At 69.4% G+C, this 25,057-nt stretch carries 24 protein-coding genes; 11 read left to right on the top strand and 13 right to left on the bottom strand.

What is annotated here, in order from left to right:
* Window positions 1–137: 137 nt before the first annotated feature.
* From OH735_RS32730 to OH735_RS32720, 3 genes are all read right to left on the bottom strand, one after another.
* Complete coding sequence (locus tag OH735_RS32730; RefSeq protein ID WP_406385267.1) at window positions 138–1,199, bottom strand: alpha/beta fold hydrolase; 1,062 nt, start codon at window positions 1,197–1,199, stop codon at window positions 138–140.
* A 24-nt stretch (window positions 1,200–1,223) separates the two neighbouring features.
* Window positions 1,224–2,483, bottom strand: coding sequence for an esterase/lipase family protein (locus OH735_RS32725; RefSeq protein ID WP_406385266.1), 1,260 nt, complete (start codon window positions 2,481–2,483; stop codon window positions 1,224–1,226).
* 273 nt (window positions 2,484–2,756) lie between these two features.
* Window positions 2,757–4,985 (bottom strand): penicillin acylase family protein, encoded by a 2,229-nt coding sequence (locus tag OH735_RS32720; protein ID WP_406385265.1) that lies wholly within the window; start codon window positions 4,983–4,985, stop codon window positions 2,757–2,759.
* Between the two features lie 735 nt (window positions 4,986–5,720).
* Here OH735_RS32720 and OH735_RS32715 point away from each other — a divergent pair.
* A complete protein-coding gene (locus OH735_RS32715; protein WP_406385264.1) occupies window positions 5,721–5,843 on the top strand; it encodes a hypothetical protein in 123 nt (40 codons plus the stop codon).
* Window positions 5,844–5,920: 77 nt separating this feature from the next.
* On the opposite strand, the gene OH735_RS32710 is transcribed toward OH735_RS32715, so the two are convergent.
* From OH735_RS32710 to OH735_RS32700, 3 genes are all read right to left on the bottom strand, one after another.
* Window positions 5,921–6,205: a hypothetical protein gene (locus OH735_RS32710; protein WP_406385263.1), complete on the bottom strand. Its 285-nt coding sequence runs from the start codon at window positions 6,203–6,205 to the stop codon at window positions 5,921–5,923.
* 329 nt (window positions 6,206–6,534) lie between these two features.
* Window positions 6,535–7,737: an RNA-guided endonuclease InsQ/TnpB family protein gene (locus tag OH735_RS32705; protein WP_406385262.1), complete on the bottom strand. Its 1,203-nt coding sequence runs from the start codon at window positions 7,735–7,737 to the stop codon at window positions 6,535–6,537.
* A gap of 79 nt (window positions 7,738–7,816) precedes the next feature.
* Window positions 7,817–8,215: a hypothetical protein gene (locus OH735_RS32700; RefSeq protein WP_406385261.1), complete on the bottom strand. Its 399-nt coding sequence runs from the start codon at window positions 8,213–8,215 to the stop codon at window positions 7,817–7,819.
* 103 nt (window positions 8,216–8,318) lie between these two features.
* On the opposite strand from OH735_RS32700, the gene OH735_RS32695 reads away from it, so the two are divergent.
* On the top strand, window positions 8,319–9,719 hold the full coding sequence (locus OH735_RS32695; RefSeq protein ID WP_406385260.1) for a hypothetical protein: 1,401 nt from the start codon (window positions 8,319–8,321) through the stop codon (window positions 9,717–9,719).
* 36 nt (window positions 9,720–9,755) lie between these two features.
* Here the strand turns inward: OH735_RS32695 and OH735_RS32690 are convergent, their stop codons facing one another.
* Both OH735_RS32690 and OH735_RS32685 read right to left on the bottom strand, forming a co-directional pair.
* Window positions 9,756–11,888, bottom strand: coding sequence for a tetratricopeptide repeat protein (locus OH735_RS32690; RefSeq protein WP_406385259.1), 2,133 nt, complete (start codon window positions 11,886–11,888; stop codon window positions 9,756–9,758).
* Between the two features lie 157 nt (window positions 11,889–12,045).
* Window positions 12,046–12,951: a maleylpyruvate isomerase family mycothiol-dependent enzyme gene (locus tag OH735_RS32685; protein WP_406385258.1), complete on the bottom strand. Its 906-nt coding sequence runs from the start codon at window positions 12,949–12,951 to the stop codon at window positions 12,046–12,048.
* Between the two features lie 83 nt (window positions 12,952–13,034).
* Here OH735_RS32685 and OH735_RS32680 point away from each other — a divergent pair, with 83 nt between their 5' ends.
* The 4 genes from OH735_RS32680 (at window position 13,035) to OH735_RS32665 (ending at window position 17,519) form a co-directional block, all read left to right on the top strand.
* Window positions 13,035–13,763: a response regulator transcription factor gene (locus tag OH735_RS32680; protein ID WP_406385257.1), complete on the top strand. Its 729-nt coding sequence runs from the start codon at window positions 13,035–13,037 to the stop codon at window positions 13,761–13,763.
* Window positions 13,764–13,800: 37 nt separating this feature from the next.
* Window positions 13,801–15,957 carry a sensor histidine kinase gene (locus OH735_RS32675; RefSeq protein ID WP_406385256.1) on the top strand — a complete coding sequence of 719 codons (2,157 nt, stop codon included), beginning with the start codon at window positions 13,801–13,803 and terminating at the stop codon, window positions 15,955–15,957.
* Between the two features lie 124 nt (window positions 15,958–16,081).
* Window positions 16,082–16,603, top strand: a complete 522-nt coding sequence (locus OH735_RS32670; protein ID WP_406385255.1) for a hypothetical protein — start codon at window positions 16,082–16,084, stop codon at window positions 16,601–16,603.
* Window positions 16,604–16,859: 256 nt separating this feature from the next.
* The gene (locus OH735_RS32665) at window positions 16,860–17,519 is read left to right on the top strand and encodes a class F sortase (protein ID WP_406385254.1); all 660 of its coding nucleotides are present in this window, start codon (window positions 16,860–16,862) and stop codon (window positions 17,517–17,519) included.
* 144 nt (window positions 17,520–17,663) lie between these two features.
* On the opposite strand, the gene OH735_RS32660 is transcribed toward OH735_RS32665, so the two are convergent.
* Window positions 17,664–18,620, bottom strand: coding sequence for a helix-turn-helix transcriptional regulator (locus OH735_RS32660; protein ID WP_406385253.1), 957 nt, complete (start codon window positions 18,618–18,620; stop codon window positions 17,664–17,666).
* Between the two features lie 119 nt (window positions 18,621–18,739).
* Between OH735_RS32660 and OH735_RS32655 the strand changes: the two genes are divergently transcribed.
* On the top strand, window positions 18,740–19,774 hold the full coding sequence (locus OH735_RS32655; RefSeq protein ID WP_406385252.1) for a zinc-binding dehydrogenase: 1,035 nt from the start codon (window positions 18,740–18,742) through the stop codon (window positions 19,772–19,774).
* Window positions 19,775–19,858: 84 nt separating this feature from the next.
* On the top strand, window positions 19,859–20,956 hold the full coding sequence (locus tag OH735_RS32650; protein ID WP_406385251.1) for a winged helix DNA-binding domain-containing protein: 1,098 nt from the start codon (window positions 19,859–19,861) through the stop codon (window positions 20,954–20,956).
* A gap of 21 nt (window positions 20,957–20,977) precedes the next feature.
* Here OH735_RS32650 and OH735_RS32645 read toward each other — a convergent pair whose 3' ends face one another.
* A complete protein-coding gene (locus tag OH735_RS32645; protein ID WP_406385250.1) occupies window positions 20,978–21,160 on the bottom strand; it encodes a hypothetical protein in 183 nt (60 codons plus the stop codon).
* Between OH735_RS32645 and OH735_RS32640 the strand changes: the two genes are divergently transcribed.
* The 3 genes from OH735_RS32640 to OH735_RS32630 all read left to right on the top strand — a co-directional run bounded on the left by OH735_RS32640 (window position 21,147) and on the right by OH735_RS32630 (window position 23,507).
* Window positions 21,147–21,377, top strand: a complete 231-nt coding sequence (locus OH735_RS32640; RefSeq protein WP_406385249.1) for a hypothetical protein — start codon at window positions 21,147–21,149, stop codon at window positions 21,375–21,377. The two genes, OH735_RS32645 and OH735_RS32640, sit on opposite strands and share 14 nt — an antisense overlap.
* A gap of 67 nt (window positions 21,378–21,444) precedes the next feature.
* Entirely contained in the window at window positions 21,445–22,026 is a 582-nt protein-coding gene (locus OH735_RS32635) for a GNAT family N-acetyltransferase (protein WP_406385248.1), read from the top strand.
* Window positions 22,027–22,553: 527 nt separating this feature from the next.
* Window positions 22,554–23,507, top strand: coding sequence for a DUF5996 family protein (locus OH735_RS32630; protein WP_406385247.1), 954 nt, complete (start codon window positions 22,554–22,556; stop codon window positions 23,505–23,507).
* 124 nt (window positions 23,508–23,631) lie between these two features.
* On the opposite strand, the gene OH735_RS32625 is transcribed toward OH735_RS32630, so the two are convergent.
* The 3 genes from OH735_RS32625 to OH735_RS32615 are packed head-to-tail and all read right to left on the bottom strand — an operon-like array spanning window position 23,632 to window position 24,992.
* Window positions 23,632–23,814 carry a hypothetical protein gene (locus OH735_RS32625; RefSeq protein WP_406385246.1) on the bottom strand — a complete coding sequence of 61 codons (183 nt, stop codon included), beginning with the start codon at window positions 23,812–23,814 and terminating at the stop codon, window positions 23,632–23,634.
* 60 nt (window positions 23,815–23,874) lie between these two features.
* The gene (locus OH735_RS32620; RefSeq protein ID WP_406386849.1) at window positions 23,875–24,114 is read right to left on the bottom strand and encodes a DUF397 domain-containing protein; all 240 of its coding nucleotides are present in this window, start codon (window positions 24,112–24,114) and stop codon (window positions 23,875–23,877) included.
* Window positions 24,115–24,128: 14 nt separating this feature from the next.
* Window positions 24,129–24,992, bottom strand: coding sequence for a helix-turn-helix domain-containing protein (locus OH735_RS32615; RefSeq protein ID WP_406386848.1), 864 nt, complete (start codon window positions 24,990–24,992; stop codon window positions 24,129–24,131).
* Window positions 24,993–25,057 lie beyond the last annotated feature (65 nt).

The following is a 25,057-nucleotide window of genomic DNA, read 5'->3' as shown; positions in this document are numbered from 1 at the left end:
ACGGGCCGACTTCCCTGCCTCGGCGGTCGGTTCACCCGTCGGTGATCCGGGTCCAGTGTTTGCTTCACGACAACACCGGGTCTCGGCCCGGTATTTGGCATCGACCACTATTTGGCATCGACCACGGTCGGGCTGCTTCACCGGCCCGCGGTGAGGGTGTCGAGGAGGGCCGCGGTGAACTCCTTGGGTTTGTCGATGTGGACGGCGTGGCCGGCGTCCGGGATGGCGGTTTCGCGGACGGTGCCGCCCGTGGCGGCGTAGTGATCGAGTGCATGGCGGGTCTGGGCGACCATGGGTTGGGCGGGGCAGTGCGCGGCGCCGGGCCAGCCGGGGACGGCGCCGAGTGCGCCGAGGTGGGCGAGGTCGAAGAGGGAGGTGTCGGAGACGATGAGGTCGTCGGTGCCGCGGATCCAGCCGATCGGCGGCTTGGGGTCGATCCGGTGCAGGTCGTCGATGCGGAAGTGGGTGGGGGCCATGGCGTTGAGGACACCTCGAGGGCCGGGGGCGGTGCCGGGCCAGTGGTCGCTGGGGCGGGTGTCGCCGGGGTAGTGATCGTCTCCCGTGCGGGTGGAGAGCATGGCGTCGACGAAGGCGTCCTCAAGTGCGGGGCGGAGCGGCGGTTTGACGTAGCTGGAGGCGAGGACGGCGCGGGGGGAGAGTGGTGAGTTCTCGCTGCGGTCGCCGTCTTTGAGGCGCTGGACGAATTCGGGGTTGACGGTGCCCGCGCCGGAGCCGGCGCCGTCGGGGTGGTTGAGTCGGCCGTCCGGGCCGTGGGTGCCTCCGAAGCCGTACGGGGAGACGGGGTTGACGAGGGTGAGGCTGCGGACGGCTGTGGGGTGATCGCGCAGGTGTTGGAGGGCGATGCCGCCGCCCATGCTCCAGCCGACGAGGTGGAAGCGGTCGAGGAAGAGGGCGTCGCGGAGGGCGGTGAGGTCGTCGCTGTAGTCCCGGACGCCGCGGGTGGCGTCGACGGGGAGGGAGTCGGTGTCGCCGAAACCGCGGAGGTCGACGGCGAGGGGGCGGTAGGGGCGGGGCAGGTCGAGCATGGTCTGCTGCCAGAAGGTGGCGGCGGAGACGTTGCCGTGGACGAAGAGGACGGGTTCGCCGGTCCGGTCGGGGACTTCGAGGAGGTTGAGGGTGAGCCGGGGGGTGGTGATGCGTCGGGCGTGGATGCCGGGCAGGAGTACGGTCGGGGTCATGGTCCGTCCTTGGGAGTGGCGGGGTCAGCCGAGCCAGGTGGCGATCTGGGCGCAGGCGGAGGAGTGCCAGCCGAGTTGCAGGTGGTTGGCGGTGGAGATGAGGGCGGTTGCGGCAACGTTGGCGATGCCGGTGCGGTCGAGGGCGCTGTTGACGAAGACCACGCCGTCGCTGGGGCCGCGGTTCTCGTTGTAGATGCCGAGGACGCTGGGGGACCCGCCGGCGAGGAGGTAGGTGGCGACGGTTCCGGGGATGCCTGCCTTGTGGAGGGGGGCGATCAGGGAGCCGGCGTCGATGGCGGTCTGGATGCCGCTGCCGGAGGTGTAGAAGCCCTGGCCGCCGTGGTAGGTGGTGTACCAGTCCTGTTGGGTCGTGTCGATGCCGTACGTGGCGTCCCAGCGGGCGAGCATCTGACGCTGTCCGGGGTAGACGTCGTAGCCGCTGGTGGGAGCGAAGGCGAATTCGGGGTGGGCGGTGTACGTGCCGTAGCAGGTCATGTAGAGGTGGGGCGAGGGGGCGTTGACACTGCCGCCGCACTGGGGCCAGATGCTGAAGTCGTGGGCCCAGCCGTGGGCGTAGGGGTAGTCGTAGCCGCCGTTGGGGCCGCCGAGTGTGATGAGGCGGCGTACGTCTCCGGCGTAGGGGCGTCCCCAGGTGGGGCGCACTGAGGACACGTAGGCCCGGGTGGACATCTCCCCCTTGCTCCAGCCGACGAGGTCGACCTGGCTGACGCCGAGCCGGTCCTTGATGACGGCGATGGCGTCGCCGACCTGCTGGGCCTGCATCAGGTTGTCGCCCTGCTTGTGGGCGAAGTTGACGGCGAAGACGCGGTGGCCGCGGGCGGCGAGGTACTGCATGAGTCCGGTGCTGGGACAGGACATGGCCCCGCAGCCGTAGCCACCGGCTTCGCCGGGATTGGCCCAGGCGCGGTCGGCGTTGTCGTTGGCGCCGTGGACGAGGAGGACCGGGGTCTGGTGACTGCCGCTGTTCCAGCCGGGGGCGGAGTAGAGGAGGAAGCGGCCGGAGTAGGGCTGCTTGACGCCGCCGAAGAAGGTGCGTCGCTGGCCGTCCTGGTCGCCACGGCCGTCCGGGGGGTACTGCTCGGCGTGGAAACCGCTGGTGGTGTCGAGGTAGCGGTCGACGCGGTCCCAGCCGTTGGCGACGGTGGTGTACGTGGCTTCGAGGGTGAGGTAGCCCGGTGGGGCGGCGTGGGCCGGTGTGGTCGCTGCTCCGAGGCTCAGCAGTGTGAGAAGCAGGCCGAGCAGTGTGCTCGTTGCTCTGCGCATCGCGGCTCTCCCGTCCGTGGGGGGGGTGGGCTCGGTGGTTCGAGTCCGCCACGGTAGGGCGGTGCGGGTGACCTTCCCATGGGGTGAGCAGCCATAGGTGCGGGGCGCAGGGGTGTGTGGTGCCGCCATGCGCCGGGTCTCGAAACCTGGGCTTCGAGACCCGAATTGCGCTATCGCCCTCCTCACTCCTTCGTGGGTACTCCGCGATGCCGGGCAGCTCCGATTGCGCAGAGCACACCGCACACCCCATCGCGCCCGTTCCCGGGCGACCGGTCACCTACCGGGCCGGTACCTCCGCCCCACATGGCCCTCGAGGTCATCGGGATAGAAGTAGACGGGCCGCAGGTCGCCGCTCGCGTAGCGTTCGGCCTGGTCGTCGAAGTGCGGCGAGTCGGGATGCCCGCTCACCCCGCCCGCCGTCACCGCCCAGGCGCGCAGTCGCGGCCCGAACTCCACCACCGCCACGAAACTGTTGCCGCTGGTGCCGTAGTAGCGCTTCGTTCCCGGGTAGGCCTTGGCTCCGAACGAGGCGAGGGAGCCCCATCGCGCCGAGGTGAAGGGCACGGGGATGCTCGGCTTGGCGTCGCTGAACTCCTGGACGATCGCTCCGTCGTTGCGCTGGTAGCGGTTGATCTCGCCCCACGGCACCTTCCAGCTGCCGAAGTCCCGCCGCAGCCGCTGTGTCGCTGTCTCGAGTGCCCCGAGCCGCTGCGCGTCCGTGGCGCGGTCGGCCATGTAGTCCCATACCGACATCCCGGCTTCCGCCGCCGCCTTAGACGTGAGCGCCCACAGGTCCTCACCCCAGAACACGGCCACCGACGTCGCGGTCGACTCCGCGGCCCACCGGTGGTCCCAGTCGCGAAGCAGGCCGATCGGATCGGCCAGCTTCGCCTTCTGCCCGTTGTGCTCGGGCAGTTGGTCCCACGCGGCGACGAGCCCCGGCACCAGCCGCGCAAAGGCGGTGAGGTACGGATCGAACGCGGCCTCGATCAGCGTCTGCGGGGTGAAGTCGTCGCGCGCGGTCAGCACCCGGACCGCCTGTGGCCCGCGCGGGTTCTCACCGAACCGGTCGAAGTAGCGTGGATGGTCGGCCGCGTCGGGGCTGTCCGCGCCGGCGGCGGTCCAGGGCCAGTTGTTGGTGTTGAACGCCCAGCCGTTCTTCGGGTTCACAGCCTGCGGCAGGCTGTCCAGGCTGTGCAGTCCACGCCAGTCGGTCGCCGGATCACTGCCGTCGACGGGCTTGAGATAGTCGAACCGATCGTCTCTCACCGGCATGAACTGCGGCATCAGGAAAGCGATATCACCCTTCGAGTCCGCGAAGAGTGTGTTGTTCGAGCTGTTCGCCTTCAGTCCCGCGACCTTCAAGTACTGCTTGTAGTCCCGCGTCGTGGTGCGCAGGAAGCTCTGCTTGAGCGCCTCGACAGGCTTGTTCATCAGCGCACACGCGACCCACTTGCCGTCCGCCTCGCGCACGATCGGGCCGTGGTGTGTGGCGAACGTGGTGAAGCTGCGCTTGGCCTGCCCGCCGGTCGCAGTACGGAAGGACAAGGTGATCGTCTTCGTGGTGACGGGGCGCAGTTCGTCGCCGTAACGGTAGGAGCGGGTTCCTTTGGCCCCCGTCACGATCGTCTCGGCGAACTCGTCGATGTTGTCGACGCCGCTCGTCGTGTGCATCCAGCCCGTGTGCGCGTTGAAGCCCTGGTAGATGAAGAACTGCCCCCAGGTGGCGGCACCGTAGACATTGAGTCCCTCGCCGCTCGTCACATGCTGCTCCGCACGGAAGAAGAAGCTGGTGTGCGGGTTGATCAGCAGCAGCGCGTGGCCGTCCCGCGTGTGGCTCGGCGCGATGGCTATGCCGTTCGAGCCGGTGGGTTCACGCAGCACCAGCCCGCGCTCCTCGTCGGTCATCGGCACGTCCCGCTTGCCGTAGAAGGCTTCGAGTTGGGTGAGCAGCACCGACTCGATGTCGCCGCCGATGCTGCCCTCCGAGAAGCTCAACGGCATCCACGGCTCGAACCGGTCGAGCACGCGTGGACGCACATCGGGGTGTGTCGCGAGGTAGTAGTTGAGTCCGTCCGCCCAGGCCTGCATCAACTTCCGCAGCCACGCCGGGCACTTCGCATAGTCCTTCTTCAGCGCCTCGGGGTCGAGGAACAGCCGCTGACGCAGGTCCTGCCAGATCGCGCTCTCGCCCTCGGCCTCGGCAAGACGACCCAGGGCGACGAGGTAGTTCTGCTCGATCCGGTTGAAGTCGTCCTCCGCCTGGGCGTACATCATCCCGAACACCGCGTCGGCATCGGCCTTGCCCACGATGTGCGGAACGCCCCAGTCGTCCCGCGTGATTGTCACCTGGGCAGCGTGTCTGCGCCAGCGGGCCTCATCGGCCGGCGCCGATGCCGCGAACGCGGTGCCGGACGGCAGCCCCGCCGCGGCAACGGCCAGCCCGGCTGCTCCGCCCAGGACGCGGCGTCGACTCAGCCCGGAGTTCTGCGCATCGCTCATGAGTGGCTCCTTCTTCCTTCAAGCATCAGGGGATCGTGCAGCTTTACGTGATCTTGTGGGTGGTGGTCCGCCGCTGGGCCCGCGGCGCTCTGTCCGGCCGGCACGGCATGCCCGTCAGACCGCTGCGTCGCCGCACCGCCCGCCCCGGGCACAATGAGCGCGGCGTTCTCGCGGCATGAAGCCCTGGCCCGGTCCGTGCGCCCGCGCTCCTCACGGCCCACGACCGGACGCATAACCGCCATGCGAGGCTCGGGTCCCGAACAGCCCATTGCGGCCGGCGTCTTCGAGGCGAGCGGAGTGGTCGCCGTCCATGGTCACGAAGGCGCCCGTCGCTCGAGGGGCTCCGCCGGGATCTCACCTCGGTCGCCGACAACCTCACCCACGGCGGCAGCAGGGCAGGCCGGCCGGTCGACAGGCACATCACGCCGGCCTCGGAATCGTGTCGGCAACCTGCCGCTGCAACGCTGCTCGGCCCAACGCCCTTGGTTGTCCCGCCGAGATGACGCCCACGGTCATCGCCCTGATCGTCACCTCCACCGCGCACCCGGCAATCATGACCAGGTGACCTCCCTGACAACACACGCGAGTTCCGTGATCACCCACGCGGACAGTCCTACCCAGGAAGAGGCGCCCTGACAAGGCCTTGCCCCTCTGCAAGCGGAAGCTCTCCGTTCATCGCGGAGCAGGGTGCGTCAATCCCCTCGAACCGCGGAGGCTTCCTGAGGGGCCGGCCCCATGGGGGACTCTGACGCGGCCGGAGCCGCGTACATCACTCCGATGTACGCGGCCCCTGTCGTAACGGAGTGCGCCTGCAATCCGGCGGCGGAGCTGAAGGCCGGGCAGCCAGTCATCCAGTGACGGGGCAGCAGCTGGACCTGTGCCCCGACTCCGGTCCCGGGCACATACGCGGCTCTTCGGAATGACGAAGTCCCGGATCAGACGCGCGTGACCCGGAAGTCGGAGTTCGCGGAGAGCCTGTGGCTGCGTACATCCTCGGCCCATCGGGCCTGAGCCGCGTGCGCGGACGGCACCGGACGGTGCACACGGGCGTCGGCCTTCCCGCGCGGGGCAGCGGAACTACGGGGTTCCTTGCCACGCTGGACGAGGCCACCGGGGGTGAGAGCGAGGCCCGGAGTCTGGATGCCGAACGAGGTCATGCGGCAGGCGGAAAGGGGAACCCATTCGACCGGGGTGTCGGGATACTGGGTTCCGATCTCCACGATGCGCGTGGCTCCGGACGGTCGGCATCGGATGCGAAGGGCGTGACCCTGCCGGTCCACCTGCCAGTTGGCCAGCATGCTGTCCGGGCCGAAAAGCCACTCGATGCCTGCCCATTCGCTCCGGAGGCGAGAGTCGTCCGCCTCCCACAACGCCTTGGACTCGACGGCGAGCTGAACGCGGAGCAGCCGTGACTGCCGTGCCGCACACAGGACCCCGTCCTGGTCCGCCCCATGCTCGGTCCCATGGTCGGCCCGGTGGTCGCGCTGGTTGACTATCGTGGCTGAGCTGGACTGGTTGACTTCCTCCCCCTCGTGAGCGAGGGGGATTCCTACGGCTCGCGCCGTGGGGGTTTCTGCTTCGTCGCCGACTGCCCGCCCGGAGAACTCCGTTGAGGTCTTACACCAGCTCCACAGACTGTTACCGCCAGCCCGGCGGCCAGAAGGTTCTTCGCCGCGTTCACGTCCCGGTCGTGGGTCGCTGCGCAGTCGCACGTCCAGGTACGGACGTTCAGCGGCATCTTCTCGGCGAGGGTGCCGCAGACGGAGCACAGCTTGGACGAGGGAAACCATCGGTCGACGGCGATCACCTCGCGCCCGTACCAGGCGGCCTTGTACTCCAGCATGGAGCGGAACTCGCTCCAGCTCGCGTCCGAGATGGCTCGGGCGAGCGTGTGGTTCTTGACCATGTTGCGCACGGTCAGGTCCTCGATCACGAGCGTTTGGTTTTCACGCACGAGCCGAGTGGTCAGCTTGTGGAGCAGGTCACGGCGACGGTCGGCGATCCTCGCGTGGATCTCGGCGACCTTGCGCCGGGCCCTGGCCCGGTTGGCACCCTCGCCCCTGGCCTTGCGGGACAGTTTCCGCTGAGATTTGGCGAGTCGGGCGCGGTCCCGCCGTTCGTGCCGGGGGTTGGCGATCTTCTCCCCGGTGGACAGGGTCAGCAGGTGGTCCAGGCCGACATCGATTCCGAGCGCGCTGTCGGTGGCGGGGAGGGGCTGGACGGACGGGTCGTCACACAGCAACGAGACGAACCACCGTCCCGCCGCGTCCTGGGAAACGGTCACCGTGGACGGCCTCGCCCCCTCGGGGAGCGGCCGGGACCACACGATGTCCAGCGGTTCGGTCATCTTCGCCAGGGTCAGCTCCCCCTCACGGAAGCGGAACCCGCTGGTGGTGTACTCCGCCGACTTCCGCGACTTCTTCCGCGACTTGAAGCGCGGGTACTTCGCCCGCTTGCCGAAGAAATTGGTGAACGCGGTCTGCAGGTGCCGCAGCGTCTGCTGGAGCGGCACCGACGAGACCTGGTTGAGGAACGCCAGCTCCTCGGTCTTCTTCCACGCCGTCAGCATCGCCGACGTTGCGTTGTAGTTGACCCGCTCCTGCCGCACCCATGCCTCCGTGCGGGCGGCGAGCGCCAGATTGTAGACCTTCCGCACGCAACCGAACGTGCGCGACAGCTCGGCTGCCTGCGCATCGGTCGGATAGAAGCGGTACTTGAACGCCCGCTTCACACGGCTCGTGGTCACGCTCACAAACTAGCGGTGCTGCGAGTTAAGATCAAATCTGCGGGTCACAGCACGGCCTTTCACCCCGGGGGCGACACTCCGCCCCTTACCCTGCTCCGCAGGAGTCCGTTTCCTCCCCGCCCTGAAGGGCGGAGTATCCACGGAGGAATCCGATGAAGGGGCGTGCGGACGGATGGCGTACGGGCTGGCCGGGCGGGTGCGGGTGCCGGTGGGGGACGATGCGGCGCGGTGGACGACCCGGGGCAAGTGCCTGCGCGTGCTCGTCGTCGTGCACAACGTGACCGCCGCGACCCGGCTGCTCGATGTGCTCCCCCTGTTCGACGACGACTGGCGCGTCCAGCTTCTGGTGACCTGTACGGGCTCCTCGGCGTTCGCGGCCGGCACGGCAGAGTTGCTTGCCGATACCGGGGTGCCGGTCGTGCCGTACGAGCAGGCGGCCGAGACGGAGGTGGATCTGGTCGTCTCCGCCAGCTTCGGCGGCCAACTAGACTTTCCTGACGGGAAGTTGGCCATCCTTTCGCATGGGGTCGGCTACACTAAGAGGCTGGCAACACCGGACACCGGACACCGGGTCAGGGGCGGGGGCAGTGCCCGTGCCCGTCTTCGGGCTCGCGCCGGAGTGGCTTCTGTCGCAGGGCGTGCCCGTCGCGGACGCGCTCGTCCTCTCCCACCCCGAGCAGTACGAACGATTGCGCATTGCCTGCCCCGAGGCGGCGCCGACCGCCGTTCTCGCCGGGGACCCCTGCTTCGACCGGATGCTCGCCGCGCGGCCCCGTCGCGAGCGCTTCCGCCGCGCGTTGGGGGTGCGGCCGGGGCAGCGGCTCGTCCTGCTCAATTCGACCTGGAACTCCGATTCGCTGATCGGTGACGGCCAAGAGGGCGGTGGTGACGTCATCGCTGCACTGCTGGATCGGGTCGCCACGGAGTTCCCCGTGGACGAGTACCGGTTCGCCGCCGTACTGCACCCCAACATCTGGCACGGCCACGGACCCGGTCAGATCCGTGCCTGGCTCGATCGCGCGCGGCGCGGCGGGCTGGCGCTGATCGATCCGCTGAAGGGCTGGCGGCAGGCTCTGCTGGCCGCCGATGCGGTGATCGGGGACCACGGTTCCGTCACCTATTACGCGGCCGCCCTCGGCACTCCTGTACTGCTGGGCGCCGCGCCGCTCGACGTTCTCGATCCCGATGCGCCGATCTCCACGTTCATGCGGGAGGCGCCGCAGCTCGATCCCCAAGCATCGCTGGCGGCGCAGATCGATCGACTCATCGCCCGTCACCGGCCGTTGCCGGGGCCCGCCGAGTTCACCACATCCGTGCCGGGCGAATCCCCAGAGCGCCTGCGCAGGCTCTTCTACTCGATGATGGGCGCGCCCGAGCCCGCCCGGCCGGCCTCCTTGAAGCCGCTCCCGCTGCCCGATTACGAGGCCGGAACGGTCACCGTCCCCCTGCGCGTTCTGTCGCAGGTACGCGGGCCGGGCGAGATCGCGCTCAGCCGCTGGGCGGGGCCGCCGCCATGGACGAGTGCGGATGGCGGCGGCGACGGGGACCGGGACGGTGAATCGCACGTCGCCGTGCACGAAGACACCCGCGACGTGGACCAGTTGGATCTCGCCGACGTCATCTTCCGGGACGGGGCGCCGGACGATCCGCGCTTCGGGTCTCCGTCGCTCTGGACCGCCGAGGTGCTCCGCCGCCATCAGTGCTGTTCCCTCGCGGCCTACGTGACCGGGCCGTCGGCGTGTGTGGTCCGGATGCGCGGCGAAGAGCCGCTGCGGGTGGTGGCGGCGCCCACGACCGACACGGAGGGCGCCTGCGGTGTGGATCCCGCCGCGTACGCCTCAGCCCTGTACGCCTGGCTGGCCACGGGCAGCCATGATGCGGCCGCCCCCGACCAGCGGCTCGCGCGAGTGGTGACCGACGGGCTCTGCGTGCGGACAGGTGCTCGGCTGCACCACGTACGCATCGAGCCTCTGGCACCTCCGGGATGACGTAGGTGCCAAAGGTGCCGGAGCCGGGAACGGCGCCTACGGGGCGACGCAGCGTTCTCGCATGCGCCGCAGATGCGTCAGGTGGTACTCCGCGCGCTGGCCGTCGAGTGTGGTGATCGCCTCGTCGATCAGGGGCAGCGCCGCTCCGGTGTCCCCTCCGTCCAGCCAGGTCTCCGCCAGATCGGTGAGCGTCCGGGCCGTGTTGTACGTATCGCCGCTCGCCCGGAATCGGCGTAGCGCGGTCTCCAGCCTCTCCCGGGCCTCCGCTCCGCGCCCGAGCCCGCGCAGGGCCCGTCCGCGGTGGCGCTCCAACAGGGCCTGGGCGCGCGGCAGATCAGCTGCTCCTTCGTCGTGCGCGCCCAGCGTGCTCAGGATGTCGCCCGCTCCTTCGAAGGACTCGTACGCCTCCTGGTAACGCCACTGACGCAGTCTCAGCAATCCCAGGAACTCCACGGCCGAGGCGTGGCCTCGCTTGTGGCCTGCCGATTCCTCGGCCCGCGCCGCAGCCAGCGTCTCCGCCTCCGCTTCCTCCCAGCGTCCCAATTCGGTGAGACCGTGCGCCAGTTGCGCGTGCAGCGCTCCGGCGTCGAGGCTGCCCGGGAGACGGGAGTCGACGAGACGTGCTCCGATACGCAGCGCGGGCAGCAGCATCTCGTGATGCCCCGCCTTGAGCTGCAGCGGCCACAGGGAACGGCACAGGTGTACGGCGGTGTCCGGGTCACCGGACTCCTCGGCGCAGCGAACGGCCTCGACCAGATTGCCCGACTCCGTGAGCAGCGCGTCGAGGGCGGCGCCCCGGTCCTCGTACACCTGCCCGGTCCGATCGTCGGAGGGCGCCGGGACGCGCCAGCTCTCCGGGAGTGCCTGGTGGGCCGCCGATGCCGCCAGGTCCGTGTAGGCGAGGAGCGTGCGGGCCAGGGCTGCTGAGCAGGCCGCGATACCGTCCACGCGGATCGCTGTCGCCTCGGCGTGTGCGCGGACTCCGGGGCGGTAGTGGTAGCGCCCGTCGTCGCTTCCGTTCCGGCTGCGCTCCAGGAGCATCCTGTCGGCGAGATCCTCCAGGAGCCCGGCCGTGACCGCCGGGTCGAGTCCGGTGGTCCGTCCCGCCGCCGCGGCGTCGAAGGCAGGCCAACCGCGCAGCGCCATCAGCCGGTACAGCGTGCCGGCTTCCGGCGTCAGGAGTTGGTAGTTGTCCTCCGCCGCTCCTTGGACCGGGTCGCCGTTCACCACGGCCCTGTGTGGCGCAAGCGTGGGGGCGGAGAGCCGCTCCGCCGCGGCGCGCAGGGCGTACGGCGATCCGCCGCACCGGTCGAGCAGCGACGGCAGTGTGGCGCGCGCGGCGGCGACGGTGGATTTGCCGGTGATATCGGTGAGCAGACGCACGGCGTCCCGGTCGGTGAGCGGACCGACGGGGACCCGTACGGCGTCGAGACCGGGGAACGGGGTCCGGGCGACCACGATCGTGAACACCCCGGGCGCCGACGTGAGGAACGGTCGGACCTGGGCTGCCGAGTGCGCGTGGTCGAGCACGACCAGGAGCCTGCGGCCGGCCACACAGTGCCGGAAGAACTCGCCGAGCCGGTCGGTCGCGGGCGGCATCTCTTCGTCCCGCACGCCCAACTGGCGGAGCAGTGTGCGCAGTACGGTTCCGGAGTCGCGCGCGCTCCCGATGCCCCCGCCTCCGAGGTCGGCGTAGATCTGGCCGTCCGGGAAGAGCCGCGTCGGCCGGGATCCGAAGTGCACGGCGAGCGTGCTGGAACCCATGCCGTCCGGACCGTGCACCAGGGCGAGCCGGGGCCGTCCGTCCGCGCGCCGGGATGCCTCGCGCTGGAGTTGCTTCATCGCTTCCTTGCGGTCCGTGAAGAACCTGATGGAGGCGGGGAGGTGTGACTGCGTGGCTCGGGCGGGAGTGGGGCCGCCGTGCACTCTCGACGCGAACGCGCTCCAGGAGGCGGCCAGTTGTGGGTTCGCGCGGATCTGTTCGTGGACCATGCGAGCGACGTCGTCCCGTTCGCCGGGGGCCACGGGCGCGGGGACCTCCCGCCCGACGATTCTCCGTACGAAACCGCCGGTCGACTCCCAGGCCCATTTGCCGGCCTCGTTGGCCATCCCCGAACCAACCGCGCCGAGTACCGCCGAAATCGCCGCCACCGAAGTGGGATCCAGCATGTCGCGCACTCCTCGTTCCCGGTGTTCCGCGCGATGCGCCCTCCCCGGCACCGCCGCTGCCACCGTGCGGATCAACGTTAGCGTCAGAGGGGCCGGCATCCCTTGGACATGGCAATGGTGATCGTCCGGAGTTGACGCGGGACGATCCGCCCGCCCCTCAGGGCGCCGTGAACAGCCCGGGGAACCGTGGCGCGAGCCAGGGTTTGCGGCCCCAGGTGAGGACACAGCCGCGGGCCATGGCGCCCCACGGGTTGCAGCGGCCGAGTGCCATGAGGAAGAAGGTGACCGGTTCGATGAGAATGACGCAGTCGGGGCGCGAGGGCGGCTGCGGGGTGACGGACACGGCGCCGTCGGTGAACGTGACGCCGAAACGGCCGCCGCCCCACAGCCGGATCGTGTAGCGCGCCGTCAGCCGGGCGGTGGCGTCGGCGTCGGTCACCCGGGGCATCGCCGTGATCAGGAAGGGCAGCGACAACTCGACGCGGGAGCGGTCGATCATGTGCGGGCGGCCCAGCGCACGTGCCAGGTCGTAGCCGTGGCCGAGCATGTGTGTCAGCAGGTACGAGCCCAGCACCGCCCGGCTCATCGGACCCAACGGCGTGACCACGCTCGCGTTCTCGTCCGTCGCGCACCGGTCCACCGCCTTGAGGTACGCGTCCGCGTGCGCCGCGATCAACCCGGCCAGCGGTTCGGCGTCCCGCTCCTCGAAGGCGGCGAGCGCACGCTCGTTGGCCGTGGCCAGGCTCTGCGGCGTGCCGTCCCCGTAGCTGCGTTCCTGCCCGGCCGCGAGGTCGGCCATCAGCTCGTTGGCCTGCGCCAGGTGCGCCGCCGCCTGCCCTACGGTCCACTCCGAGCCGGGCACCGGAACACTCGTGTCCGCAACTCCGCGCAGCACTTCGGCGATCTCCGCGGCGGTGGCACGTATCGCCTCGCCGAGCCCTTCGGGCAGCACGCCCGGGACGTCGCGTGCGTCGTATCCGGTTCCTGGTTCCACAGTTCTCCCCGCCTCGACCACTTCTGTGCACTCGTCCGCATGTGCGCACTCGCCCGTGGACCTCGTCATGGATCGCCCATGGTAGGAGGTCGGCCCGCTCGGCGTCCGCGGTGTAGCGGGGCGCCCGCGGGAGCTCATCTACGATCGTCCGCGTGTGCGCAAACGTCATAGTCGCCGAAGACGACGAGAAGCAGGCCGAACTCATACGCCGCTACCTCGAACACGAGGGGCACGCGGTCAGAGTCGTCGGGGACGGCCTCGCGGCCCTCGCCGAGGTCCGGCACCGGGAGCCCGATCTGCTGGTGCTCGACGTGATGATGCCGCGGGCCGACGGTCTGGACGTCGTACGTGTGCTGCGCGCCGAGCACCGGGAGGTGCCGGTGCTGATGCTCACGGCCCGCAGCACCGAGGACGATCTGCTGCTGGGCCTGGATCTCGGCGCGGACGACTACGTGACGAAGCCGTACAGCCCACGTGAGTTGATGGCGCGTGTACGGACGCTGCTGCGTCGCGCCCGGCGAGTCGCCGCGGAGGTCGATCCCACCTCGGATCAGGTACTGACGGTGGGCGCGCTGACGGTCGATCCGGTCCGGCACGAGGTGTCGGTCGAGGGCCGGTTCGTGGAGTGCACGCCCGGTGAGTTCCGGATTCTCGCCGCCATGGCGGCCGAGCCGGAACGGGTCTTCACCCGGCAGCGGCTCCTGGAGGAGCTGCACGGCTTCGACCGGTACATCAGCTTTCGCACGGTCGACGTGCACATCATGAACCTGAGGAAGAAGATCGAGCCCGCACCGCGTCGGCCGGTGCGGTTGCTCACCGTTTTCGGTGTGGGGTACAAGCTGACGGATCCGGTCAGGAACGCATCGCGTGCGTCGTCGTAGCGAGGGCCGTAGCGAGGGCCGTAGCGGGGTGGGTGACGTGCCCGTTCGTCGTGAGCGGCGGGCCCGACTGCCGCTCCGCAAGAGCCTGTTCGGCCGCCTGCTCGCGGTATCGGCTCTGGTGGCGGCGTGTTCGGTGGCCGCCACCGCCTGGCTCGCCGTCCAGACCACCTCCGGCGCCATCAAGCGGGAGCAGGGGCAGAATCTCACCGCCGACGCGCGGATCTACAACACCCTGCTCGGATATGCGGCGGCCCATCCCACCTGGGACGGTGTCGGGAGCACCGTGCGTGACCTGGCGCGGCAGTCCGGCCGGCGGATCACCCTCACGACCGAACAGCGCCGGCCCCTCGCCGATTCCGTCACCCTGCCGTCACCGCCCGCGCTGCCGCCTCAGGCGTCGGCGATCGTCGATCCGCTGTCCGTGGACACGGCGCTGTCCCGGACGGTGGGCCTGGCGGCGGGTGCCACGTCCGACCGCGTCGACCCGCGCGCGGTCGGTCCGTTCCGGCTCCCGAAGGCCGAACGTGCGGCCCTGCAACGTGCCGCCGAGCGGAGTGTGGCCTGCCTGAGCCGGTCCGGGGTCGCGGCGGACGCGGTCCAGGATCCGAGTGGCCGCCCGCGCATCGAGGTCGTCGGCAACGATCCCGGCCGGGTGGCGGACACCCGGTGCGCGTCCGACGACCTGGTCTACCCGACAGCGACCGAGCGCAAGGCGCTCGGGGAGCTCAACCAGTTGGCCAATGCCTGCCTGAAGCGTCAGGGCCGCGCGGGCGTCGTGCTCAATCTGGACCTGTCCTGGGGCGGCCGTCCCGAACCGGTGCCGAGCGAGGCTGCCGAGGACCGGACTGCCGTCCCCGTACCGAGCGTCCGCACCGGCGACGACGACCGGGCCACCGCCTCCTGTGTGGGCACGGCCCGCCGCGAGCAGCTCAGTTCCTATGTCGCTGCGCCCGCGCTGCTGTTCATCAGTGACGAGGGCAGCACGACCGTGCCCGGCTTCGATCTCTCCCCGGCGAACACCGCGAAGATCGCGGGCGCCGCGGCGCTCGTCCTGGCACTCACCGTCGGGGCCACGGTGCTGGCCGGGGCACGGCTCGTACGTCCGCTGCACGCCCTCACCGGTGCGGCGCAGCGGATGCGGGACGGGGAGGACTCGGCGCCCGTACTGGTCACCGACGACAACGAGATCGGGCGACTCGCCGCGGCCTTCAACGACATGGCCGCCCACCGCGCCCGCCTCGAAGGACAGCGCAAGGACATGGTCAGCGATGTCGCCCATGAACTGCGCACCCCGCTGAGCAATATCCGCGGCTGGCTGGAGGCGGCGCAGGACGGTCTCGCGGAGCCCGATCCGGCGTTCATCTCCTCGCTCCACACGGAGGCCGTGCAGCTGCAGCACATCATCGACGACCTCCAGGATCTGGCCGCCGCCGACGCGGGTGTGTTGCGACTGCATCCTGAGCCGGTACGTATCGAGGAGGTGCTGGACCAGGTCGCCGCGGCCCACCAGGGGCGGGCCGAGACCGCGGGAGTCACGCTGACGGTTCTCACGGCGGCGATCGGCTCCCCCTCTCCCGAGCTGACGGCCGACCCGGTCCGGCTGCATCAGGCCATCGGCAATCTGGTCTCCAACGCGGTGCGTCACACCCTGGCGGGTGGAACTGTCACATTGCGTGCGTACGGCTCATTGCGTGCGGACGGCTCCGAGTCCGCGGACGAGGTGGTCGTGGACGTCGCCGATACCGGCAGCGGCATCTCGGCCGATGATCTGCCGCATGTCTTCGACCGTTTCTGGCGCGCCGAGAAGTCCCGCAGTCGCCGCACCGGCGGCAGCGGTCTGGGCCTGGCGATCGTACGGAAACTCGTCGAGGCGCACGGCGGATCGGTGAGCGTGGTGAGCGTCGAGGGGCAGGGCTCGGTGTTCACGCTCCGACTGCCGACGGACGCGGCGGGGTTGGGACCGGGGACAGGGCCTGAGCCGGGGACGGGGACGGGGCCGGGGCCGGGGACGGGGCCGGGGACGGGGCCGGGGACGGGGCCGGGGACGGGGCCGGGGACGGTTCCGCAGCTGAGGCTGGGTGAGGGGTATGGCTCGGGTGAGTCGGGAGGGACCTCGGCTGTCACGTCGAGGAACGGTTCTGGCGGCGGCGGGAGCGGTGCGGACAGCGGAGAACGCGATGCGGGGCGGATCTGATGCGATGACCACAGCGATCTGACAGCTTCTTCATAACTTCACGCCAGCCTGTCGGCATGCCTTGCGCCCGGTGCGAACCGGTATCCGGGCACCACCGAGGCCGACCTGGAATGGAGCCATGTCCATGCCCCACCGTCTGTCCCTCCGTACCGCCGTCCTTGCCGCTGTCGCGGCCGGCGCGGTACTCGTCCCGTCAGCAGCGGCGTTCGCCGACAGCACGCCCATGCCCGCGCCTTCGGCGCCGTCCGTCGAGCGGTCCACCGTAGCCGCGCAGGGAGCGCAGCCGTCGGTGGCACCCCGTGGCGGCGTCGCCGCCGGCGACACTCCCGCTCCGGTACGTTCCGAGCGAGCTGCCGTGGTCGAGCGGGGAGCGCAGCCCTCGGTGGCGCCCCGGGGCGGGGTCGCCGCCGGCGACACTCCCGCTCCGGTACGTTCCGAGCGAGCTGCCGTGGTCGAGCGAGCGGGTGCCGCCAAGGCTTCGGCTGTCCCCGCTCCGCGTGGCGGAGTCGCCGCGGGTGAGCGACCGGCCGGCACCTCGGGCGACCGCACCACCGCCCTTGCCGGGTCGGCCGCGGCCGCTCTGCTGATCGCGGGAGCGGGAACGGTCGTGCTGCGCCGTCGCTCTGCCGCACAGCAGGGCAGCTGAGCCGACGACATGTCACATCACTTCACAGCATGTGACATTGCACGGAAGTAGCCGTGTTCGACATGTGACGTTGCACAGTACGTGACCGTGCATGACATGTGACATCGCACGAACACGTGACATCACGGCACGTGACATCGCTCGGCACGTGACCGAGCACGGCAGTCGACGGCGCACAGCAGTCGGTCTTCCGCGTGGCGCCGCCCAGCCCGGGCGGCGCCACTCCCCTTCTCCGCATCTTCCTGGAGCCCCCACCATGTCCCGTAAACACCCACCGCTTTGGCGCGCTCTCCTCCCGGCGCTCGCCTGCCTCGCCCTCGCAGGCTGCTCCTCCCCCTCCCCCTCCGACGCCGTGGACGCTTCGTCCGCCGCACCACACGGCAGTGGCGGTTCGTCCGGCGTCCCGGATGCTCTCAACTCCCCGAAGGAAACAGGTTCCAGGGCGGCGAACGAGCCCGGCTCCCCTGAATCCGCCGCTAGCCCCACCCATGTCAGCATCCCGTCGATCGGGGTGAACAGCTCACTGATGCGGCTCGGGCTGAACAAGGACGGCACGGTGGAGGTCCCGCCCGCCGAGAAGGGCATGACGGTCGGCTGGTACACCGGGGGCGCGGTCCCCGGCGAACGTGGCGCCGCGGTCCTCATCGGGCACAACGACACCCGCCTCGGCAAGGCCGTCTTCCACGATCTCAAGAAGATCGGCAAGGGGGCGGACATCGCGATCCGGAACGACCGGGGAGCCGAGATCCACTTCAGGGTCACCGGCACCGAGACCGTCAGCAAGAAGGCATTCCCGACCGAGAAGGTCTACGGTGCCACCAACGCACGCGCCCTGCGCCTCATCACCTGCGACGGCGCCTTCGACGCCCAGGGCCACCCGGTGGACAACCTCATCGTGTACGCCGCCCGGAGCTGAAGGCGCCCGCGACCGTCACCCCCGAAGGAGTTTTTGAAGGCCCAGGGGCCCTTCCGGTGATCTGCCCGGCGATCTTCAACAAACGGTGGTTTATTGAAGATCTTGATCGCTTGGCCTGCGACGGCGGACCTCCGGCACCGGACATCACGAGCCGGTGGCACGGGTGAAGCGGGCAGCCCACTCCCGGACGAAGTCGACGAACTCGGGAGGGCCGAGCACCTCGAACTCCGCACCCACATTACCCAGTGCCTGAGTCGGCCAGTCCAGGGTCTGCGAGGTCATCCGTACCCGGCACCGCTGCTCGTCGACCTCCTCGACCGTTGCCCACGGGCCAACGCGCGCGCGAACAGCCGCTGCGGGGGCGTGCACAAGCGCTTCGACGGTGTGCGGAACGGGGACGCCGCCGCTCCCCGCACGGACGAAGGCCGAGGCGTCGTCGGCAGGTAGCTCGCGTGGGCGGAACCGCTCTCCGGTCCCGCGCGGACCGTCGAGACGGTCGAGGCGGAAGCTGCGCCAGTCCTGCCGGGTCAGGTCGTAAGCGACCAGGTACCAGCGGTACCCGAACGAGACCAGCCCGTGGGGCTCGACATGGCGGACACTGCGCTCGCCACCGCGGGCGGTGTAGGAGAAGCGAAGTCGTTCCTCGTCCCGGCACGCCTGCGCGATGGCGGTCAGCAGACCGGCCTCGACGGTCTTCCCACCGCCCTCGACCGAGGGCACGGTCACCACTCGCAGGGCGTCGACCCGTCGGCGCAGTCGCGCCGGCATGACCTGCACGACCTTGGTGAACGCGCGGATCGAGGACTCCTCGATTCCGGTAACCGCGCCCTGGGCGGCCGCACGCAACCCAATGGCGAGCGCGACCGCCTCCTCGTCGTCGAGCACCAACGGCGGCAGGGCGGCGCCTGCCGTGAGCTGGTAGCCGCCATCGACGCCGCGACTGGCCTCGACCGGGTAGCCCAACTCGCGCAGCCGGTCGACGTCGCGCCGCAGGGTACGCGCAGAAACCCCGAGTCTGTCGGCCAACTCGCCGCCCGGCCAGTGCCGGTGGGTCTGGAGCAGGGACAGCAGCCGCAGAGTCCGTGAGCTTGTGTTCGCCATGTCCTCCAGGATGGCGGCAATTGAGGTCGGAAAGTGACCGCTATGGCTCATAGCGTGGGTCTCACGAGAACGGCACGGGCCCAGGCCGGGTGCGCCGACTGATCGAAACGAGGAGAACCATGACCGACAGCACGATGTCGACGACCCCCGACACGATGTGGGAGGTGCGACTGGCCAAACACCTGAAGGGCGACCTCGGGACCGACACCTTTGACCTCGTACAGGTGCCGACGCCCGAGCCGGCCACGGGAGAGGTACTGGTCCGCACGGACTACCTGGGTCTGTCGGTGGCGTACCTGGAGATGCTGCGGGCCGACTCCCGTCTGCCGATCCCGCCGTGGGAGGTCGGCCAACGCATCGGCGGCGGCGCGGTGGGCACGGTCGTGCGGTCCATCAGTGCGGACCTGGCCGTCGGCGACCAGGTATGCACCGTGGCCGGCTGGTGCGAGTACTCGGCCGGGCCTGCCGACCAGTACCGCAAGGTGGACCCCGACTTGTTCCCGAGCCCGGTGCACTACCTCAGCCAGGGGCCCACCGCCTACTACGGGATGTCCGAGATCGCCAAGGCCGGTGCCGGCGATGTCGTCTTCGTCTCCGGCGCGGCGGGCGGCGTCGGGTCGCTGGCCGGACAGATCGCCAAGTGCCAGGGCGCCGCGAAGGTGATCGGTAGTGCGGGTAGCCAGGCGAAGATCGACTACCTGGTTGAAGAGCTCGGCTTCGACGCGGCGTTCGACTACCACGACGGCCCCGTCCTCGATCATCTGCGGGACCTGGCGCCCGAGGGCATCACCGTGTTTTTCGACAACGTCGGCGGAGAGCAGTTCGACGCGGCGGTCGAGGCGGCGGCGCCGGGGGCCCGCTTCGCGCTGTGCGGCGCGCTGTCCACTCAGATCGGCTACCACGAGGACCGGTTCCCCGAGCCGGATCTCGCTGCGGCGGCCGCCAAGGGGATCGAGGTTCTGCCGTTCTCCACCTATCACACCCCGGAGCAGATCGCGGCGTGGACCGAGCGCTTCAGTACGTGGTTGAGCAAGGACCGCTTCGTGTTCCCCCACACGATCGTGGAAGGCGGCCTCTCGGCAGCTCCCCAGGCGCTCGTCTCCCTGCTGAAGGGCAGCTACAAGGGCAACGTCTCCGTCAGGGTCGCCGGCTGAGGATCGAAGCACGCCGCCCGTCACACACGGACGGGCGACGCGCTCCCGGTGACGTCCCCACCATCCAAGGAGAACCGGCACCACATGACCGACGCCTCCGTGCTGTCCACCCGCACCCTGAACCGGACACTGCTCCAGCGACAGTTCCTGGCCGCCCGAACCTCCCGCCCGGTACTTGACGTCGTCGAACACCTGGTCGCTCTGCAGGGGCAGGAGCCCAACTGGCCTTACGTGGGGCTGTGGACCCGGCTGGCCGACTTCCGACATGACGACCTGATGGCACTGCTCCGCGACGGGCGCGTGGTGCGCTCCGCAGCCCTACGCAGCACCCAGCACCTGACCAGCAGCAACGACTTCCGCTGGCTGCGGCCCGTCGTCCAGCCCGTCCTGGACCGCACCGCCGGGGCGCAGTACTTCGCCGCGCAGACCGCCGAGTTGGACATCGCCGAGCTCACCGACGCCGGTCGGGAGCTGATGGCCGGCCAAACCCTGCCTCGGCGGAAGCTCGCCCTGTCGCTCGCCGAGCGCTTCCCGGGCCGCGACGGCCGCGTGCTCGCGGGGGCGGTGGAGCTGCGGGTACCGATGGTGCACGCCCCGGCCACCGGCGCCTGGGGCGCCTGGGGCAACCGCCCCAACATCGCCATCACCCTCGCGGAGCACTGGATCGGCCGACCGATGGCAGCGCCACGAGTCGAGACGATGATCCGCCGCTACCTGGCGGCGTTCGGCCCGGCCGGCGTCATGGACATCCAGACATGGTCGGGGCTGACCCGCCTGCGTGAGACTCTCGACGGGCTGCGGTCACAGCTGCGCGTCTTCCACGACGAGCGGGGCACTGAGCTCTTCGACCTGCCCGACGCGCCGCTCGCCGACCCGGACCTGCCCGTCCCCGTGCGATTTCTGCCGGCCTTCGACAACCTCCTCCTCGGGCACACGGACCGCGCGCGAGTGATCAGCGAGGCAGACCGCAAGCTGGTGATGCCGGGGCAGGCCATGTTGCGGCCCACCTTCCTCGTTGACGGCTTCGTCCACGGCACGTGGTCGGTGAAGGGCTCCGTACTGCTCATCTCCCCCTTCCGGCCGCTGTCGCAAGCGGGCACACAGGCAGTACTGGACGAGGCCGAGCGACTTCTCGCCTTCATCGCACCTGATGCGACCGAGCGGGGGGTCACGTTTACCTGAGAACGACGGGACGTTTTTCCCTCATGCGGCGGCCGCCTCGTCCTCGCCGAGCACGCTGAAGTCCATGTCCAGGTGGGCGTCGTAGTCGTCCGGGGTGATACCGAGTTCGTGGGTGGAGTACTCGCCGAACCGTTTGATGTGCTCGGTCAGGTAGGGGAGCCCGGACTGGACCGACCATGCACACCCAGAGGTGACCGGGCCCACCGACGTTCAACGCGCCGTCACGCATACCCACGCCGGCCGACCTGAACTCCGCTTCCACATCGATACGATCCTCGGCACCGACGATTTACTGTCCGTGGTCGGCGGCGTCGGCCACGAAAGTCGCCCCGGCACCATCGACAGCCATCTCATCTGGCTGATCCGACTCCTCGACGGTCAGATGGCCGAGATGTGGACCTACCGCCGGAGCGCTCCCTGATACTGCTGATCCACAAGTCTTGACGATTACTCGCGGGCCCAGAGGCAGGCTTGCCATGATGGCGGCCATGCCTTCTCTGGTCGCTCCTGTCATGCCCCCTGGCAGCCTCAACGCCTCTACCCAGCCGACGCTGCCGATCGACGACGACTTGCTTCTGCGGCCATGGCTGCCTTCCGACGCAGCCACCGTCGCGCGAGTGTTCCAGGACCCAACGATCCAGCACTGGCACCTGCGCAAGGCGGACTCCGAAGACGAAGCCCAAGAGTGGATCAAACAGTGGCGACGTGGCTGGGAGAGCGAGACCGCCTGCCATTGGGCCGTGGTCGATGCCGGCGGCGACAGGGTTCTCGGACGGGTCTCCCTCCAGTCCGTCATCATGGTCGGCGGCCAAGCAGAGATCTCCTACTGGACCACCCCGGAGTCCCGTGGCCAGGGTGTCTGTTCCCGGGCTGTGGCCCGAGTATCGAGCTGGGCACTGGAAGAGGCCGGCTTCAACCGACTCGAACTCAGCCACTCAACGGTAAACATCGCATCCTGCCGCATCGCCGAGAAGACAGGCTTCGCCCTGGAAGGCGTACGACGTCAAGCGCTGCTCCACGCCGACGGCTGGCACGACATGCATCTGCACGCCCGAGTCCACGAAGCCTGACGAGGAGACGGCGGAACCAGGTCTGACCGACCCGGCTCTTGGTTCGACTCCTTGCGCCGCTGCTTCTTCCGCGCCTGCTGCCACCCGCCCCTCCAGAGCCCGCGGGGGTCAAGGCCGGCGGTTCGGTCCCGAGCGGGAGCCGCCGTGTCCCTGCAGACCGAGGGTGCCGTGGCCGTGAGCAGGACGACGACGGCCGCGGCGTCGACCTCCACCCCGTTCAGGCGACGGCGCTTTACCCTCGGTGAACCGCGTTCTACCCTCCGATAGGCAGTTGACCTGCAAAGAAGCGGCGCGGTTCGACCCTCAGGCGAAGAAGGTGGGGTTTCGGCCACCCACCGCGTCCTGGCTGCTGGCCCAGCACGTCGGACGCCCGACGCCACCGAGTGGGCAGGACCCTGACCTGAGTGTGAGAATTGGGTACTGGATCGCAGTTCGGTGTCCAAGGCACGCCCGGCGATGCATGGGAGCGGGCGCATCACCTGAGGTCCCCCTCCCCTTGATCCCATCGACACGCTGGGAGGCTCTCCGTGAGCGAACGTCTCAATGCGTGGCCGACGCTGGTCTATGAGGACCTGGCGCCCATGGTCGACTACGTGAACCGGGTGGTACAGGTCGCAGGCAAGTACACCCTCGACGAGCCCTTCGAAGTCGGCTGGGGAAACATCGTCCTCAATGTCACCCCCCGGGGGCTCAGTACGCCAACCCTTCGGCAGCGAGGCGTGACCTTCACGGTGCACTACAGCCTGCTCGACGGACGCGTGGTCATCGAGGCCGACAATGGTTCGCGGACGGTGCCATTGTCCAAGGGATCGGTGGCCATGTTCTATGCGTCCTTCTGCGATGCGGCAGACGAGCTCGGCATACACCGACCGCGCAGCTCGTTGATCTGCGAGATTCCCGATGCCCCGCCGCGCTTCGAGGACGATCACGTCGAACGCACCTGGGATGGCCACGCAGCCCGGCTGATCTGGACAGCGTTGAACCTCGCCGCTGACGGGCTCGAGGCGTGGCAGGCCCCCTTCCTGGGACACCGCCCCCGGGTCGGTGTGATGTGGGGCGGCTTCGACCTGTCAGCCACGCGTTTCCGGGCGCAGCCCACCGTGCCGCCGCCCGGCCGACCGCCGTTCATGCAGAATGCCCAGCTCGACGCGTACGTGTCGGTGGGATTCTCCTTCGGGGATGACAAGGCGCCGAACGTGGGCATGTACGCGTACATCTGGCCCCAGCCGGACGGTCTTGAGGGCCGGCCCTGGGGTGTTGAGGGCGCCGCCTGGTATCCCGACGCTGGTCTGGTTCGTCTGCCGTGGGCCAAGCTCAGGGAGACAGCGGACCCGCACCAGGCCATTGTGGCGTTCGGTGACGCCGTCTACGATGCCGCCGTCGAGACGGCAGGCTGGCCGTCCGACCTTGTCGGACCCCGCGTCGAGGGTTGGTACATGAGCAGGACACCGCCCGAGCTCGTCCAGCACCAGCACGGCTGACTCAGGTCGAGATTCCGACTCGGAAGAATAGGCGCCCGGTCAGCTCTTCAGTTACCGGCCGAAGAGATAAGCATCGCGGGGCAGTACCCGGCGCACGCTCCTCTCCGCCGTCGCATCACCCCGCTCAGCCGCCCCTCTTCCATTCCGCGCAGCGGTTCGTCTTGAAGTACTCGCCCTTGTTGAGCGTCACACAACCGGGGCCGTTCAAATTGTTGTTGGCGATGATGGAGCCGAACTCCCCGCTCGCGTCCTTGGCACGCTCCCAGTCCGCGAGGAGGGCGTGGGGACGAGTAGTCCCGCAACACACGGGGAGGGTGCCGCCGTTACGCCTGTGCGGCGCGGCGGGACCCTCCTGGCGTTGCGTGCCTCAGCCGGCGACGAGGCCGATGAATCCGGTCCACGCACCTGGCCCAACGGTCAGCATGGGGCCGCTGAGCTGCTTCGAGTCGCGGATGTGTACGTGGGTGGCCGCAGCGGCGAACTCCAAGCATTCACCGCCATTGCCGGTGCTGTAGCTGCTCTTGCGCCAGGCGACCTCTACGCATTCGCCGCCTTCGCCACTGCTGTAGCTGCTCTTGAACCAAGCCGTCTCCGGCACGCTCGGCATCTCCGTCCGGCCCATCATCCCTCTTCCAGAAGTCCCTTGACGACGTCCAGCGATTCACTCGGTGTCAGAGCCTGAGCTCGGATGATGCCGTACTGCTCCTCGACATCCCGTACAACCGTTCGCTCGGTGTGCAGACGGCTGTCTCGCTGAACCTCAACGTACGCCATCCTCCGCCCGTCGCATTTTTCGATCAAGGTGAACGGTCCCGCAAGCCCGCAGTGTTCCTGCCGATCGGTCGGCATAATCTGGATCTCCACGTTCCGCCGGTGGCCATGGAGAATGATCTGTTCCAGTTGGCCACGTTGCACGCCCCAACCCCCGACCGGGCGTCGCAACACCGACTCCTCGATCACGAAACTCAGAGTTGGCATCGGTTTCCGAGCAAAGATGGCCTGGCGCGCCAAGCGTGCCGATACGCGCTGCTCGATCGTCTCCTCGTCGAGAAGCGGCCGCCGCACGGCAAACACGGCGTGCGCGTATTCCTCAGTTTGCAACAGGCCAGGTACAGCCATCGTTGCGTACACGTGAAGGGTGATCGCCTCCGCCTCCAGCCGCGCCATGTCCCGGAAGAACGGCGGATACTGCGCCCGCGCAACCTCCTCCTTCAGGGCCAGCAACAAACCCCCGGCCTCCAGCACCGCGTCCGCCTTGTCGATGAACTCGGGCTGCGGAATCCGCCGCCCCTGCTCGAACGACGCGACGGACTGTGCCGCGTAGCCCACCCGTTTCCCGAACTCTGTCCGGTCCAGCCCCGCCCGCAGACGTAACAGCTTCAACTGCCGTCCGAACGCGGCCATCACCCCGGACCCTGGCTCGTCCTCCGGCCGCTTCTCGGACTCCACGCCCGAGCCCGAACCCGAACCCGAACCCGACCCCATGTCCGCGTCCGTGTCGCCCCGCGTCACCGTCATCGCCACCGCCTGTCCCACGCACGTACATGCCG

The sequence above is a fragment of the Streptomyces sp. NBC_01618 genome (assembly GCF_045209435.1).
In the GTDB taxonomy this organism is placed as follows: Bacteria; Actinomycetota; Actinomycetes; order Streptomycetales; family Streptomycetaceae; genus Streptomyces.
Note: the sequence above shows the minus strand (reverse complement) of the source record. Positions and strands in the feature narration are given on the sequence as shown.

Bases quoted from the DNA above. Each gene is read 5' to 3' on its own strand.
- OH735_RS32685 (WP_406385258.1), bottom strand. From the start codon at position 12,951: ATGACGAGGTCCACGGGCGAGTGCGCACATGCGGACGAGTGCACAGAA.
- OH735_RS32720 (WP_406385265.1), bottom strand. From the start codon at position 4,985: ATGAGCGATGCGCAGAACTCCGGGCTGAGTCGACGCCGCGTCCTGGGC.
- OH735_RS32690 (WP_406385259.1), bottom strand. From the start codon at position 11,888: ATGCTGGATCCCACTTCGGTGGCGGCGATTTCGGCGGTACTCGGCGCG.
- OH735_RS32620 (WP_406386849.1), bottom strand. From the start codon at position 24,114: ATGCCGAGCGTGCCGGAGACGGCTTGGTTCAAGAGCAGCTACAGCAGT.
- OH735_RS32650 (WP_406385251.1), top strand. From the start codon at position 19,859: ATGACCGACGCCTCCGTGCTGTCCACCCGCACCCTGAACCGGACACTG.
- OH735_RS32670 (WP_406385255.1), top strand. From the start codon at position 16,082: ATGCCCCACCGTCTGTCCCTCCGTACCGCCGTCCTTGCCGCTGTCGCG.
- OH735_RS32730 (WP_406385267.1), bottom strand. From the start codon at position 1,199: ATGACCCCGACCGTACTCCTGCCCGGCATCCACGCCCGACGCATCACC.
- OH735_RS32725 (WP_406385266.1), bottom strand. From the start codon at position 2,483: ATGCGCAGAGCAACGAGCACACTGCTCGGCCTGCTTCTCACACTGCTG.
- OH735_RS32660 (WP_406385253.1), bottom strand. From the start codon at position 18,620: ATGGCGAACACAAGCTCACGGACTCTGCGGCTGCTGTCCCTGCTCCAG.
- OH735_RS32715 (WP_406385264.1), top strand. From the start codon at position 5,721: ATGGGGGACTCTGACGCGGCCGGAGCCGCGTACATCACTCCGATGTAC.
- OH735_RS32635 (WP_406385248.1), top strand. From the start codon at position 21,445: ATGCCTTCTCTGGTCGCTCCTGTCATGCCCCCTGGCAGCCTCAACGCC.
- OH735_RS32655 (WP_406385252.1), top strand. From the start codon at position 18,740: ATGACCGACAGCACGATGTCGACGACCCCCGACACGATGTGGGAGGTG.
- OH735_RS32615 (WP_406386848.1), bottom strand. From the start codon at position 24,992: ATGGGGTCGGGTTCGGGTTCGGGTTCGGGCTCGGGCGTGGAGTCCGAG.
- OH735_RS32665 (WP_406385254.1), top strand. From the start codon at position 16,860: ATGTCCCGTAAACACCCACCGCTTTGGCGCGCTCTCCTCCCGGCGCTC.